Annotated in this window: 12 protein-coding genes and 1 tRNA gene; 6 read left to right on the top strand and 7 right to left on the bottom strand. The window is 46.8% G+C overall.

Going from position 1 to position 15,316, the window contains the following annotated elements; genetic code table 11:
- Positions 1-193: hypothetical protein (locus tag RM811_RS18455; RefSeq protein ID WP_402527245.1), on the top strand; the 193-nt coding region annotated here is incomplete at its 5' end.
- Between the two features lie 285 nt (positions 194-478).
- Here the strand turns inward: RM811_RS18455 and RM811_RS18450 are convergent.
- Positions 479-555: transfer RNA gene (locus tag RM811_RS18450), tRNA-Pro, on the bottom strand.
- 216 nt (positions 556-771) lie between these two features.
- Between RM811_RS18450 and RM811_RS18445 the strand changes: the two genes are divergently transcribed.
- From RM811_RS18445 to RM811_RS18435, 3 genes are all read left to right on the top strand, one after another.
- Complete coding sequence (locus RM811_RS18445; RefSeq protein ID WP_402527244.1) at positions 772-1,395, top strand: peptidylprolyl isomerase; 624 nt, start codon at positions 772-774, stop codon at positions 1,393-1,395.
- Positions 1,396-1,400: 5 nt separating this feature from the next.
- A complete protein-coding gene (locus RM811_RS18440; protein WP_402527243.1) occupies positions 1,401-3,557 on the top strand; it encodes a tRNA(Met) cytidine acetyltransferase TmcA in 2,157 nt (718 codons plus the stop codon).
- A gap of 138 nt (positions 3,558-3,695) precedes the next feature.
- Positions 3,696-3,944, top strand: a complete 249-nt coding sequence (locus tag RM811_RS18435; protein ID WP_402527242.1) for a GrxA family glutaredoxin — start codon at positions 3,696-3,698, stop codon at positions 3,942-3,944.
- On the opposite strand, the gene RM811_RS18430 is transcribed toward RM811_RS18435, so the two are convergent.
- From RM811_RS18430 to RM811_RS18415, 4 genes are all read right to left on the bottom strand, one after another.
- A complete protein-coding gene (locus RM811_RS18430; protein WP_402527241.1) occupies positions 3,935-4,831 on the bottom strand; it encodes a DNA replication terminus site-binding protein in 897 nt (298 codons plus the stop codon). The genes RM811_RS18435 and RM811_RS18430 overlap by 10 nt on opposite strands.
- Positions 4,832-4,888: 57 nt before the next feature.
- Positions 4,889-5,539, bottom strand: coding sequence for a pyridoxamine 5'-phosphate oxidase (gene pdxH / locus RM811_RS18425; RefSeq protein ID WP_402527240.1), 651 nt, complete (start codon positions 5,537-5,539; stop codon positions 4,889-4,891).
- A 53-nt stretch (positions 5,540-5,592) separates the two neighbouring features.
- The gene (locus RM811_RS18420) at positions 5,593-6,396 is read right to left on the bottom strand and encodes an MBL fold metallo-hydrolase (protein ID WP_402527238.1); all 804 of its coding nucleotides are present in this window, start codon (positions 6,394-6,396) and stop codon (positions 5,593-5,595) included.
- Between the two features lie 152 nt (positions 6,397-6,548).
- Positions 6,549-7,892: an inosine/guanosine kinase gene (locus tag RM811_RS18415; RefSeq protein ID WP_402527236.1), complete on the bottom strand. Its 1,344-nt coding sequence runs from the start codon at positions 7,890-7,892 to the stop codon at positions 6,549-6,551.
- A 438-nt stretch (positions 7,893-8,330) separates the two neighbouring features.
- On the opposite strand from RM811_RS18415, the gene RM811_RS18410 reads away from it, so the two are divergent.
- Both RM811_RS18410 and RM811_RS18405 read left to right on the top strand, forming a co-directional pair.
- A complete protein-coding gene (locus RM811_RS18410) occupies positions 8,331-11,126 on the top strand; it encodes an insulinase family protein (protein WP_402527234.1) in 2,796 nt (931 codons plus the stop codon).
- A gap of 429 nt (positions 11,127-11,555) precedes the next feature.
- Positions 11,556-12,653, top strand: coding sequence for an enoyl-CoA hydratase/isomerase family protein (locus RM811_RS18405; RefSeq protein ID WP_402527233.1), 1,098 nt, complete (start codon positions 11,556-11,558; stop codon positions 12,651-12,653).
- A gap of 38 nt (positions 12,654-12,691) precedes the next feature.
- Here the strand turns inward: RM811_RS18405 and RM811_RS18400 are convergent, their stop codons facing one another.
- Positions 12,692-13,843, bottom strand: coding sequence for an amidohydrolase (locus RM811_RS18400; RefSeq protein ID WP_402527232.1), 1,152 nt, complete (start codon positions 13,841-13,843; stop codon positions 12,692-12,694).
- A gap of 12 nt (positions 13,844-13,855) precedes the next feature.
- A partial coding sequence (locus tag RM811_RS18395; protein WP_402527231.1) for an alanine/glycine:cation symporter family protein occupies positions 13,856-15,316 on the bottom strand: 1,461 nt, incomplete at its 5' end.

The following is a 15,316-nucleotide window of genomic DNA, read 5'->3' as shown; positions in this document are numbered from 1 at the left end:
TGGTTGGGTCCTGGCGCTACCACGCAGAGCGTGGGAGCGAGGAGGGTTTTGCGACAACCGCCTTCGCGAGGATGACGGTCGGGGGGGGGTTGCCCTTTTGCGACACCCTCGAAGGCGGGAATCCATCTCAAGAGAGGGAGTCTATCTCGAGCAGTGGATCCCCGCCTTCGCAGGGATGACGGTTGGGTGTTAATTCTCCCTTTAGCGACAACCTCCTTCGCGGAGATGACGATGGTATATTCTTAATGACAGCCTCCCTTAGCTCTATTTTTTATGCTGAAATCGCAGCGCTGAAGATTTTCAATAAGACTGGGTGAAGCGAGAGACTTGAGGAAGGGGGTAAGAATTTGTCCCAGAATAACTTGCCTTTTTACCACAGAGTCACAGAGAACACAGAGTGATAAAAAAAGGTGTTTATTTGTGGTGAACAAAGCAGAGGGATTACTAAGCGATTTTTTTGGCTGAAGAAGAGAAATTTTGGTCGGAGCGAGAGGAATTGAACCTCCGACCCCCACAACCCCATTGTGGTGCGCTACCAGGCTGCGCTACGCTCCGACATGCCAGAAAAGCAAATAACTTTTGTCTCTTCAGGCGAGCCGTATACTACCTTAACGGACTCTATTTGCAAGCCCTGACACATATCTTTTCCCTGATTTTTGAGCGCAAATCTATAAAATCGTGAATAAGCTTTTTTTCTTGCTTCAGAGCATTTACTGTCCGGTCGGTTATATAGCATAAAGTCACTTTATTTTTTATTGTCTGGAGAGAACAATGCGTGGATTCCACACATGGTTATTGGGAAGTCTTGTGCTGCTGGCCAGTTGGGCAAATGCGGCAACAATGGCTGATTCTGCTGAAATTACCAGAGTGGCTCTGGAGACTAATAAAGGACAAATAGTTCTTGAACTGGCAACGGAAAAGGCGCCGGTTACCGTAAAAAACTTTCTCGAGTATGTTGAAAGCGGATTTTATACCGGTCTGGTATTTCATCGGGTTATCGATGGTTTCATGGTTCAGGGTGGGGGCTTCACTCCGGATATGAGTCAGCGGGCAGTCGGGACCCCGATCAAGAATGAATCCTTGTTGAATCAACGGCTGGAAAATCGTCGTGGTTCCATTGCCATGGCCAGAACCCAGGTTGTTGACAGTGCCACTTCACAGTTTTTCATCAACCTTAAAGACAATGACTTCCTTAACGGTCAGCCTTATAAGCCAGGCTATGCTGTATTTGGTCGGGTGGTTAAGGGTATGGAAGTGGTTGATACGATTGCCAGGGTCAAGACTGGCTATCGTGGGCCTCATGGTGATGTGCCTGTTGATTCTGTGGTTATCACGAAAGCTTATATTCTCAATGATGGTGAGAAACCAGTCAGTAAAGAATCGAAGGCTTTATAATTGATATGCATCTGAATGCTATTTCTGCTACCCGGGATCTTGTCCTGGCGCTAAAGGCTGCTGCCAGAGAATCCGGACACCGACGATTGCTGGTCTGTGCTGGTGATTCTGGCTGGTGTCATGCTCAAGTGGTGGAAGTGCTCAGTGCTTTGGCAGGGGAGCCTGTTTTTTGGGTCGGAGAGTCTTCCCCGGATATCCCCGCTTCTGGAATAGAAGCGACACCGGCAAAAAAAAGCCGGGAATGGCTGGGCAGGGAGCATCAGAATATTATCTTTGATGCATACTCCGGCTTTGATGTAGATGCATTTGGCGCCATTAGCGGCACATTATGTGCTGGTGGACTGATGGTATTACTGACACCGGACCTGGATCACTGGCATCAGTTCCCTGACCCTGAACACCAGCGGATGCTGGTTTATCCTCAACGGTTTGAGGATGTGACGGGGCGATATTTGAAACGGCTGGCTCGTATTATATCCTCCTCCGGGCAACTGTCTCTTTTGACCCAAAGTGGCCGATTACGGATTCAGTCTGCTGAAAACCAGGTTGAGGAACATAAGGAGCCAACACCATTTCCCTACAAGACCCGGTCACAGATGCAAGCGGTTACGGGGATTCACAAGGTGCTCCGCGGCCATCGCCGGCGACCATTGGTGTTAACCGCTGATCGTGGCAGAGGAAAGAGCGCTTCCCTGGGGATTGCTGCAGCGCAGTTGTTATTAGAAGGCGTTGAAAAGATTACGATAACAGCGCCCTCAAAAAATACGGCGGATGTTTTTTTTCAACACGCGGCTCTGGTGCTGGGTGATGATCATGGGCATCTTATCAGTCGATTGGAATTTATGGCTCCGGATGATCTGGTGCAGACGTTACCGCCGACTCAGCTGCTGCTGGTGGATGAGGCGGCGGCTATTCCAGCCACGATGCTGGAAATAATGCTGAACAACTATAGCCGCATTGTTTATGCCACAACGGTTCACGGTTATGAAGGTACTGGCCGTGGCTTCGCCATTCGTTTCAGAAAAATACTGGATGCAAAAACACCCCACTGGCATGAACTGAAAATGACAGAGCCCGTTCGCTGGCGTCCCAACGATCCTCTTGAAAACTTTGTCTTTCAGGCGTTACTTCTGGATGCATCCCCTTGCACCTATGAAAAACCGGAAGATGTGCAGGTAAGTTATTGTGGCTTTCGCGAAATTCTTCCGGATGAGTTGCTGGCAAACGAAGACTTGCTGAATGACCTGTTTGGTTTGCTGGTTCTGGCCCATTATCAGACGAGTCCCTTTGATCTCCGTCATTTGCTGGATGGCGGTAATATGGAAATCTATGGGTTGTTTGAACATAGCCTTGAAAATAGCCGTCTTGTTGCCGTTTTGCTGGCCGCCAGGGAAGGAGGGGTTGAGTCGAACTGGATTGATGATATCTGGTTAGGCAGACGTCGTGTGCGAGGTCATTTGCTGCCCCAGTCATTGAGTAATCAGCTGGGTATGCCAAACGCAATTACCCTGCGGGGCTTACGGGTTATTCGCATTGCTGTGCATCCGGATTGCCAACGTAAAGGGTTTGGCAAAGTGCTGTTACATAACCTGCAAATTCAGGCTGATGAAAGAGGGCTAGACTACCTTGGGACGCTGTTTGGCGCTACTGATGACCTGCTGGCATTTTGGATTAACTCTTCGTTTAATCCGGTCAGGGTTGGCGTGAGTCGTGATGCCGCCAGTGGTACTCACTCCGTGATGATGCTCAAGCCGTTATCTCGTGCTGGCGAAGCGTTGGTGAATGAAGCCCGGGAACGGTTTCTGAAGCAATTTCAGTGGTTATTAATGGAAGAGTTGCAACAGCTTGATCCCATGCTGGTGGCCAGCATATTGTCAATGATGCCGGCCAGTAAAAGTTATTCCCTGTCATCGGATGACCGGCAGAATCTTGCTTCATTTACTGAAGGCCAGCGGCAATATGAAAACTGTATTGATGTGATTAAGAGAGCCGTGTTCAATACTTTAATTGGTGGGCATTTAAGTGCGGCTGACAGGGGACTTCTGGTTTGTCGTGTGTTGCAGAACCACTCCTGGCAGCAGACGGCTTTGGTTTGTGGTCTTCCGGGGCAGAAACAGGCACGGCAGCAGCTCAGGGAGTTGGTGAAAAAATGCTACTTCTGAGTAGGAGGGCATGGCTTATTTGTCGGTTTGCTGACCGGTTTTCAATCAACAAGAATTCTTAAAGAGAACAGGCTGCACTTGCCTTATTTTTGGGGTTATAGTGCAGTCTTTAATTATGGGCCTGAAGGAGTATAGATAATGGAAAGATTTACCGTATTTGGTCGTCCGGGTTGTGGGTTTTGTGTACGTGCAAAGGAGCTGCTGGAAGCAAAAGGCCTGCCTCTGAAATATATTGATATTCACGCAGAAGGCATCAGTAAGGCCGACCTTGAAAAAACCGTTGGCAAGCCGGTTGAAACCGTGCCTCAGATTTTTCATGGTCAGCAGTATATTGGCGGCTATACAGACCTGGAAGTCTATCTCAAAGAAGTAGCGTCTCAGGAATAACGATAAATCCGTGAATGGGGGTTATCGTTGATTTTCACCAGACAGGCATCACTGCGTTGCAGTCGTTCCTGTCTGGCTGATGGATCATAAGATCGAATCCGGTTGAATTCTGGCAAGGGTTCTCCGGGGTTTAGCTGAATAAACAACGGCAGTGGTGAATTAATCTGCGCCGGATAATGTTTCTTCAGTGCCGGATCGGACTGTCTTAGCGCCTGTATATCCTTAGTCCAGGTAAGGTTGGCCCGGAGGTGAGGTGATAACACGCGCTTAATTACGACTATTTCGTCAGCGGGCATTTGTTCAAGTAATCGGATATCGTCATTAATGGCGACAGAAACCAGATATTTTTTCCGAAAATGGTCAATGGCTTCTTCAGCGGTCAGTCGGACACTGCCACTGTGGCTTGCCGCCCAACTAAAACCAACACGCTTTGGTGGTTCAGGAAAGAGCTTGAGCTGGCGGTAACACTGGACAAAATGAAGGTGTTTGACCTGAAGCCCGCCCAGCAGACCATCGCGCAAATCTTCCGATGTCTGTTCAATGGCTTCGACACTGTCACCAAACAGTTTGCGAAAGTTGGCGATGGCTATCTTAAACTGATCACGACATTGGTTAAGCTGTTCACCCAGCTGCAACGTTTTTTCAGAAACCCCCACCAGGCCGGTAAGGCGTGTCGTTTCCTGCTTGTTTTGTTCTTCAATATACGTCAATCGAGTAGTAATGGTTGCTGCCAGTTGTCGCCCATTACCGGATTCATTTTCTGGTTCCATTACCCAGATGGGTAAGCCATGATCAGCCTCAACCGCTTCTTGAAATAAGCGATTACAGGCAACCAGTTGAATGAGTGCATCCCGGACAGCAATTCGTGCGGCTATTTGTTGGCTCATGCTGCTTCCTTACTCATACTTCTCTTATTCATACTTCTCTTATTCATAAGAGTTCTCTTAAGGCGCCAGCCGGTCGATTTGCCATTCACTGTTTCCATCTTCAACAGGCTGTCGTGAATATTGAAAACGATCATGGAGTCGGCTGGGGCGGCCTTGCCAGAATTCAATTTTCTCAGGTATTACACGATAGCCTCCCCAGAAATCAGGCAGGGGAATCTTTCCTTCCTTAAATTTTCTCTTCATCTCGTCCAGTTTCAATTCCAGGATTTTTCGTCCGGTAATAACGGAGCTCTGTTGAGATACCCAGGCACCCAGCTGGCTGCCGGCAGGGCGGCTGGTAAAATAGCGCAATGATTCTGCGGTGGAAATCTTTTCTGCCTTGCCCTGAATGATTACCTGACGCTCGAGGGCAACCCAGGGAAACATCATGGCAACATTTGGGTTGCTGGTAATGTCTTTGGCTTTACTACTGCTGTAGTTGGTGAAAAACACAAAACCGGTTTTATCAAAGTATTTGAGAAGCACTGTTCTCAGTGACGGAACGCCAGAAGCCGATACCGTCGCCAGGCTCATGGCATTGGGTTCCGGTAATTGCGCCTGTTGAGCCTGATTGAACCAGATTTCAAATTGAGCAAACGGACTGCTTTCCAGGTTCTCGCGCGTGAGGCCAGCGCGAGTGTACTCTTCTCTTAAATGACTGATATCCATAACGGTACTGTAATATTGGATGACTCACGATTGTAACTGCGAGCGCCGGTTGTTTACAGCGTCACCTTTAAAGACTCTCGAATCAGGTTTCGTTTTGAAAAGCTAAACCCTGTCAGGTAACTCATGCCGTCTTCTGTCCCCAGAATGTTGCGGGTTATTTGCTTAACGGATTGTCCCTGGTGATGGAGGTGCTGAGCCTTTTCACATAACTCAAGCAGGTTGTTGAGTTTTTCCTGCAGAGCCTGTTTTCCCTGTAAAACGACCCCTCGATGAGGGCAGAGCAGGGTTTCAAAATCTCTTGCCAGAACCTTTCTTATGCTCTTGATCAGCACTGTCAGGTTTTCATCATCTCGCATATAGCGAATTGTTCTTGAAATATAAAGGTCAGCGGTGAATATAAAGCCGTGCTCAGATGAGTAAAAACAGACCATATCTTCCGCATGCCCGGGAGCTGCAATGGCTTCCAGTGTGCTGCCATCTTCCAGTTCAATGGTATCCGGTAAGGGCGCCAAACGGATGGCTGGGCTTTTCCCCCAAAGATATTTCTGGATTAAAGGAATGGAAAAACCCTGCTCCATAATGGTTCGGGTTCCCTCTGCTGCCATAGGAGTGACCCCAGTTAACTGCTGAAGATTGACAGCATTACCACTGTGATCTTCATGATGATGAGTTAACAGAATCTGTCTGATGGTTTTTTCCCGGATAAATGGCTTGATATAACGCCACTGGTTAGATGGCGCGGTATCAATCACCGTGTCGCCAAAACGATAGACAATAAAGGAGGTGTTTACATTGTTTTTTCTACCACAGCGAATGCCTTCGACTGCTTCGTGGTTAATGCGCTGGAAAATAGTCATGAATACGTCAGTGTTATTATTGTTATTCAGATTAAATAAATGCTTTTTGGATCATAGCCTTTTGCATGGCAAAAAGCATCTGAGTGTTTAGAGTCAGGCAGAATAACGATGCAGGTATATCCAGGCATCGTTATCTGGGTGTGAACTGTCGCTTATTGGTCCCAGTAGCTGTCTTCCAGGCTCATTTCACGTTGTGGCAATGTACGGGAAAGTCGGGGGGAGCTTTGGGCCAGTACTTCAAAACTAACCCGGTTGGCGTATTTACAGACCTGGGCAAAAGATGAGTAGGTAACCCATGCTTTGTTATGTTTGGTCGACGCCGGTAAAACCTGACGATGATAGTTATTGGCCGCCATATCGTGGATCAATGCAGCCAGGGCGCCATCACCAGCACCATTGGTGTTTTTGATATTTTTGGGGCCGCCCAGATAGGGGCTGATGTGTGAAAACACCTTCAGAGGTTCTTCGCAGTGGGAGCGGAGCAGGGGCCGGCTGAACTCAAACCGGTTGAAATCACTGATGCTTCCTGAACGAATGGGGTTTTCGGTTTTCCTGGCCAGAGATTTTTCAGTATAACCGCCTAAATAGAGGCCTTCGGCTCCCGCAGTTAATAGCACCATATCGACCCATTGAAGCATGTGTTCGGTGGCTTTTAATGGATCTGCCTCATGGGTCAATGCTTCGGCTTCTTCCTCGTTCATAGCCGCAATGGTTACATAATCACGGAGGAACTCAGTTAATGGTTCCCTGATAGTATTGACCAGTCCACGGGTTCCCAGAGTCAGGATCACAGGCACATTATGTTTTTTTGCCAATTGTGCGGCTTTTACCATGGCGTGGTAGATCGGCAGGGACGGATCGGCCAGAGTGTAGGCGCATAGAATCAGGCCAGACGACTCAGCAATAATGCCTTCATTGATAAAATCCGGACTCAGATGGTTCATAAAGCCCGGGCTGATACCGAAAGTTCGTTCACCATCTTCGGTAATAAGGGCAAAACAGCGACCGATGGGACCATCCACTGGCTGCAGCCAGGTAAGGTCTACCTTGCTGCTGGTGTTGCACAGATAACGGTAGGCGTAATCGCCCACCTGAATATTCTTGCTCATGACCCCGAACTGAACGGATCGGTCATCGGCCAGTACGGAATAGTTGTGGAGTGTATTGCCAATGGTGCCACCGGCAAACTGATCTTCGATCAACGGGTGCTGTTTCAGGAAACGATAGAGACGATTGGCCTGATCATTATCGAGCCATTGGGAAGCGCCTTTATCCAGTCCAAAATCCCTGAGTACCGAGTCATCGACCCGGGCAGTTATATCCACCAGGTTCTGATCAATACCACAGACATAGGTATTAGCCTGATCAAAGACCGAGCTTTCTATGTTAAAACGATTGTGGGTATTGACCGGGAAGTAATGCTTAATCTTTCGACGGCCGGGGAATTTCATGGATACAAAGAAAATGAAGTATTGAGAGAGGCGCTGATTATTCATGAAAAGCGGTGGAAAAACCAGCTTATTCAGGATCGTGAAGAACCCGCAGCCGATGAAATAATCGTGCTTCTTAATAGTGAATTGGGTAGTGCCGGAATCTGAATTGATCTTGGTCAGTTTGATTAAGTGTAAACAAGTTAAAAATCCTCCTCATATCCCGGGTTTTGTAACATGAATTCATCTGACTGATAGCGTTTGCTCCTGTTTTGTGGTGTGAATGCGAAGTGTTGTATCGGGGGGGATACCTGATTGTTGTAGTTCTCAACAAGATGAGCCATGCTGACTCTTTCGTGGTTTCATCCTGTTCATATAAGAGAAATAAAGCAAGATAAACCCAAAGGTTACAGGACGTTTCGGACAGTGAAAGCTGATATGTTAAAAAAACTGGTGTCAATGGTTGCAGGAGTTTTAACCATGGTTTCAATAGCAGGATGTGCAATGACGACAGAGGGAGAAGCCTTCGTGACCCCGGACAAAATAATAAAAAGCCCTGCTGATGACCGAGATTATCGCTATGTTATTTTAGACAATGGCCTGAAGGTTCTGCTGGTCTCAGATCCGGATACCGATAAATCGGCCGCTGCCGTGGATGTTAATGTCGGCAGCTATCAGGATCCTGATGATCGACTGGGGCTTGCTCACTTTCTTGAGCATATGCTGTTTATGGGGACGGAAAAATACCCGGATGTGGACAGCTATTCTGAATTCATCCGTGCCAATGGTGGTAGCAGTAACGCCTATACCGCCGATGTCAGAACCAATTACTACTTTGATATTAACAGTGACCAGTTACAGCCGGCACTGGATCGCCTTGCCCAATTCTTTATTGCCCCAAAGCTGGATCCGAATTACGTTGAACGGGAAAAAAATGCGGTAGATTCTGAGTATCGCCTCCATGCCAGGGAAGATGGCTGGCGTCTTTCCATGGCGCTGAATGCGACCTCTAACCCGGACCACCCCAAGAGCCGGTTCAATATCGGTAGTCTGGATACCCTGAATGACCAGGATGGCCAGCTCTGGCAATCCCTTACAGATTTTCATGGTCAGTATTACGTTGCTCCCAACATGGGCGTCGTTGTCTATGGCAAGGAGTCTCTTGATACTCTGGAAAAATGGGTAAATATTTCATTCGCAGCTGTTCCATCAGGCGCAAAACCTGATTTGATGATCGGCAAACAGCCATACACTCAGGATGGGTTACAGGCTCGAATTAACATCGTACCTTTAAAAGATGTACGGATTCTGTCGTTAAACTTTCCAGTACCCAGTGTCCAACCCTTTTATCATATAAAGCCTCTGGGCTATCTCTCCAGAATCATTGGCTATGAAGGGAAGGGCAGCTTGCACAGTTTATTGAAAGATCGTGGTCTGATTGATTCTCTGGCTGCCTACAACAGTGACCTGCCCAATGAATACAGTGAATTCACGGTTCGAATGGAGTTAACGGCGGAGGGGCTGACTCAGGTTGATGAGATTACTGCCATCGTCTTTGATTATCTCGACCTTATTCGAAGAGAAGGACTTCAGAGCTGGTTATATCAGGAAAGCAAACAGATTGCGGAACTGGGTTTCCGCTATCAGGAAGACCGGAATCCACAGCAGACCGCTTCCGGTCTGGCGTCAAGAATGCACTATCTGCCAGCAGAGCACCTTTTGGCAGCTAACTATCTTTATGAAGCCTATAACCCTGAGTTGATCCTGGATTACCTGAGCAGGATGACGGTTGAAAACCTCCGTCAGGTAGTTATTTCCCAGAACCTGCCGACCAACAGGGTTGAACCTTATTTTGAAACCAAATACAGCGTACAGCCACTGTCTGATGATCTGGTAAAACGGCTGAAAACACCGGTGTCCCGGGAATTCCTGACAATTCCGGAGCCAAATGCGTTTATTGCCAATAACCTGAAACTTCAGGAGAGCAGTAAAGCCACTGAGCCTTCGATCATTATGGAAAAGTCAGGGCTGCGGGTATGGAGCCTGACCGATACCAGCTTTGATATGCCCCGGGGTAATATTCGGGCCATGATCTCAACACCTGCGGCTTCAGCAACGCCAGACGACAATGTACTGATCCAGATCTATAAATCCCTGCTGTTAAGGAGCCTGAATGAATATGGCTACCCAGCCAGGGAGGCCGGTCTTCATTACAGCATAACGGCTGGACGACGTGGGCTGATGATCAGCCTTTCCGGTTATCAGGATAAACAGGCGGTTTTGCTTGAGGATATACTGAGGGCCATTGAAACCTTCAAACCGGAGAACAGTGCTTTTGAACAGGAAAAAGCAGTGCTTGTCCGCGGTCTGAAAAATAAGAAATTTCAGGCACCCTATCGTTTGGGAATGGATGCATTAAGTCAGGCGACTTACCCTTCTTATCCTGAAGACGCGGTATTGCTTGAGGCTGCGGAAAAGGTGACTTATCAGCAGCTATTAGATTATGCCCGGGAACTCTATAAACAGATTCATATAGAGATGCTGGTGTATGGCAATCACAATCAGCAGGAGGCGTTGAATCTGGCAACGATGGTAGAGTCAGCGTTGTTGAATGATGGTAATCGTATTGAACGCTTTGATCTGCCTTTCTATTTGCTGGGAGACATTGATCGAGTCCTGAACATGGATGTAGAGCATGATGACTCGATGATCATCAGTTACTACCAGCTGCCTGAAACCAACAATCGTGAACGTGCCCGATATGCTCTGTTAGGACGACTGCTGGCTAATCCTTTCTTTAATAACCTGCGCACTGAACAGCAGTTGGGGTATGTGGTGTTTGCTGGCCCTCGTCCTTTTGAAAAACATCCGGGTGTGATCTTTGTGGTTCAGTCACCGAAGCTTGACCCCATTGGTATAGAAGGGCGAGTGGATCAATTCCTCAGTAGTCAGGTTGCAGCGCTGGCTGAGCTGACAGACGATGAGTTAGAACAATATCGTCAGGGCTTGATCGGTGATCTGTTGAAGAAGGATGACAATCTGGATGAACGAAATGCCCGCTTCTGGCAGGGTATTGCCAGTGCCGAGCTCGATTTTGATAATCGTCTGAAGATTGCTGATGAAATTCGTCAGTTGAAACCAGCCGATATGGCGTTCGCGTTGAAAAGGCTTATGGAGAACAAAGGAAAGCTGGTTATTCGCTCTTTTGGTGGGCCGCACAAAAAAGCGTACAAAAGAGAGTCTGAACGTACTGAGTGCAATAGTATAAACTGCTTGAATGACCTGCCTCTCAGTCAATAGTTCTGCCGACGTTCAGGGTAGCTGAAAACTACCCTGAATTTTCCCTTCCTATAACTTCCCGGCAGAACCTCTGCGCTAAATTTTGAAAAAGCAATAAACCACTATTGTTTAAAGAGTCATTCTATCCTCGTCAGCTATTAAAAGGGTGCAATTAAAAGTGTTCCCTGAGGGTGACAACCGTTAAGAATTTACCATTGTCATCCCCGCGCAGGAGGCTGTCGAAAAACCCTCCCAAAACCTCGTTCCCATGCTCTGCGTGGGAACGAGTTCTAAAGGATATCTAACCAATTAAGGCTAGTCTTTTTGGTGGGTGATTGTCGGTAGGGCAAACTATTTTCACCATGATTTGTACTCTTTGTGGTATTTTTATTGATAATCAAGACTCAGTTACATATCCTTTTTCCCAACGGATATTGAGGGGTAATTTATATGGCCACTGACGTTCTGTTTTCTGAACTGACTGCTCATGATAATAAAAAAATTGGTCTGATCACGCTGAATGCTGAAAAGGCGTTGAATGCATTAAATCAATCCATGATTGATCTGCTCTTCAACCAGCTGACTGATTGGCGTGATAACAACGATATTGTTGCTGTTTTCCTGGAAGGAAGCGGTGAGAAGGCATTTTGTGCTGGTGGTGATGTGCGTGCATTGAGGCAGGCTGTCATCGAGGGTAAGCCAGAGGTTCCCCGTCATTTTTTTGAGACAGAGTATCGTGTTGACTACCTGATACATTCTTACCCTAAACCCATTATATGCTGGGGCAATGGCATTGTTATGGGCGGAGGGATCGGCCTGATGGCCGGATCTGATTTCAGAGTAGTAACAGACACATCGATGTTGGCTATGCCTGAAGTCAGTATCGGACTCTACCCGGATGTTGCCGGTAGTTGGATTCTCAGCCATTTGCCCGCAGGAATTGGTCTGTTTATGGCATTGACCGGATGCCGATTAAATGCGGCTGACGCAATCTACGTTGGTCTGGCAAACCGTTTTATCGATCATGCTTTTCGAGACAATATTCTTGAGTCTCTGCAGCGGGCTGACTGGCAAAACACGGATGCCAAGGCTGTCGTCTATGGTGTTCTGCAGAAATACCGGGAAAAAAGTGCAGGCTGGCTGCCTTATTCGAAAGTGAGGGAGCATAGAGATTTAATTGCCGCGTTGATGGATCAACCCTCACTGGTAGATGTCATGTCTGGACTTGAGAATCTTGAGACGGATGACGACTGGCTCCTTGCGGCTCGTAAAACTGCTTTGCGCGGATCACCCTTTTCAGCAGCTATTAGTTATCGACAGCTGCACAGAGCTCATCATATGTCGCTTAAAGAGGCGTTCCAGAGTGAGCTTGCTCTCTCTGTTAATGCGGTTCTCCATGGCGATTTTTGTGAAGGTGTCCGCTCGCTACTGGTTGATAAGGATAAAAATCCCCAGTGGAAGTTTGATAAAGTTGAACTGGTTGATGATCAATCCCTGAATGATCTTTTCAGTTCTCCCTGGTCTCAAAACCCGCTACATGATCTTTAATGCAGCGTAATAATTCACGCCCTGTGGGCGTGGATTATTTACTTTATTGCCATGTCGAAACAATGCAAAACAATTTTAATAAAATAACGGCTACCGCATTCAATGAGCTCATCCTGAAAATCATAATTAGCACTGTGTAATGCTGGTGACGTTGTGCCAGCGCCCAGTCCAAACATCGCCCCGCATTTTTTTTGATTAAAGAGACCAAAATCCTCAGACCAGCGAAAAGGCCGGTCAAGCCTGATCACCGGTTCTCCCGCTAATGCTGTTTCAATGATTGATACCGCTTCAGGAGAATTGACGGTTGCATCAAATACATCCTCATAATCAAGGGAAGGTTGTAAGCGATATCTGGTACTGATTTCTGTCGTTTTGTTTTCTAAATAGGAGACCAGTCTGTTCATATTCTCATCAGAGTCACTTCTGAGCGTAACGTACAGATACCCTTTTTCTGGTGAGGTACCAAAGGCTTTTGCACCAATATCAACACCCACAATGGTGGCAAAAGTCAGCTCTGATCCCCTGGTAACCGTTTCTGGAATGGTGTGTATTGCCGTAATGAGTTCATTGATTGCCAATACCGGGCTTATGCCGGTTTCTGGCTGGGCAGCATGAGCAGGGGTGCCGCGCAGAAAGATAATCAGTCCCCGGGAAGCACAACAGAAGGTATCAGGCTTTATTAATACCTGCCCTTTTGGATAACCGGGAACATTGTGCAGGGAAAAAATATAGTCCGGGTTTATTTGCTCAAACTCTGATGATGATACAATTTTTCTTGCCCCTTCTCCGGTTTCTTCCGCGGGCTGAAATAATAGTATCACTCTGCCTTTTTCCGGTTTATTTACGGAAAAATAGTGAGCAACTGCTGCCAGTATCGCCATATGACCATCATGGCCACATTTGTGTGAAATGCCGGGGTGACAGGATGCATGAGGTATATCGATACATTCATTGATGGGTAATGCATCCAGCTCACAGCGTAACATGATGGTCGGACCGGTATTTTTACTGCCAAAACCAATGGCAATACCGGTTCCACCAATATCAGTTATCATATTGTCAGGCATTAATGCGGTCATATATTCTTTAATTAATGCCGAGGTGACTTTTTCAAAGTTGGCTAGTTCCGGTTTCTGGTGTAGTTTTTTTCTTAATATAACGCAGTTAGAAATATCTTGAATATTCAGCATCACCTGCACCCGCTACGCGTATTTATTACGATAAATCTGTAGATCCAGTTTAATCACCGGGGCTAATAAATACAGCCCGGCTATATTGGCTATCGCCATGGAAAAAAACAGTGAATCAGAAATGGCAATCACGGAGTCCAAGCTTGTGGATGCTCCGATAATGGTTGATAAACAAAAGAAAAATTTATAAATCAGATCCAGTCTTTTATCATCACCAACCAGAAAGCTCCACGCAATAGAGCCATAATATGCCCATGAAATCATAGTTGATATTGCAAAAAGTAATACAGCAAGACTGAGCAAGTATGGGAACCACCAGATAACACGGGAAAAAGCCCTGGAGGTCATGGTAACGCCATCAATAGCATTAACAGCGGTATACTCACCGGTAATAACGATAACAAGGGCCGTCATGGTGCAAATCACAATGGTATCGATAAAAGGTTCTAATAATGCAACATAACCTTCTCTGATATGCTCTGAGGTAGCAGCAGCAGAGTGGGCGATAGATGCGGCTCCAATGCCGGATTCATTGGAAAATGCCGAGCGTTTAAAGCCTTGTATCATAACGCCAACCATACCACCCGTGACACCTTCCGGATTCAGGGCATTACTAAAGATCAAGCTAAAAGCCCGGGGAATATCGGATGCATGGCTTAGTAATATAAAAATAGCGGCTGCCAGATAAATACCTGCCATCAGAGGTACGACTTTCGCGGTGATTCTGGCAATGCTCTTAATGCCACCAATAATTACCGAACCAATTAACAGGGCCAGGATCAGACCAAATAACCAGCCTTTGTCGGACCAGTAGCTTCCATGTCCACCCATGACTGACGCAAATTGCTGGTATGCCTGGTTAGATTGCAACATATTACTGCCACACAATGAGGCGATAACGCAGCAAAGTGCGAAAAATATGGCTAAAAATTTTCCGGATCGGTGAAACCCTAACTCTGACAGTCCATCACGTAAATAATACATAGGACCACCAAGTACCTTACCTGTGTCTGATATTTTTCGGTATTTTACCCCCAGACTGCATTCAAGGAATTTGGTCGACATGGCAAAAAATCCAGCCAGCATCATCCAGAGTGAAGCCCCGGGGCCTCCTATTGATATGGCAATGGCAACACCAGCAATATTCCCAAGCCCAATAGTGCCTGATAAGGCGGTAGCAAGGGCTTGGAAATGGGTAACTTCACCGGGATCATCAGGCTTTGAAAAATCACCTCTGGTCACTTTTAAAGAGTGTTTAAGCCCATGAATATTAATAAATCCAAAATAAACCGTAAATATCAGAGCGGCAGCAATAAGCCATATGACAATGAGTGGTATATCGATACCCTGAAGTGTAATGCTGTAGAAAATAATGCTGGTACATAAAACAGAGACAGGTTGAAGAAACTGATCAATTTGCTGATCCAGTAGAAAACCGGTGGCTGAACAAAGCGAACAGAATGATAGTAAAAC

Source organism: Endozoicomonas sp. (assembly GCF_031844845.1).
Classification (GTDB): Bacteria; Pseudomonadota; Gammaproteobacteria; order Pseudomonadales; family Endozoicomonadaceae; genus Endozoicomonas.
The sequence above is the reverse complement of the archived record's forward strand: the minus strand, read 5'-3'. Positions and strand labels throughout refer to the sequence as shown.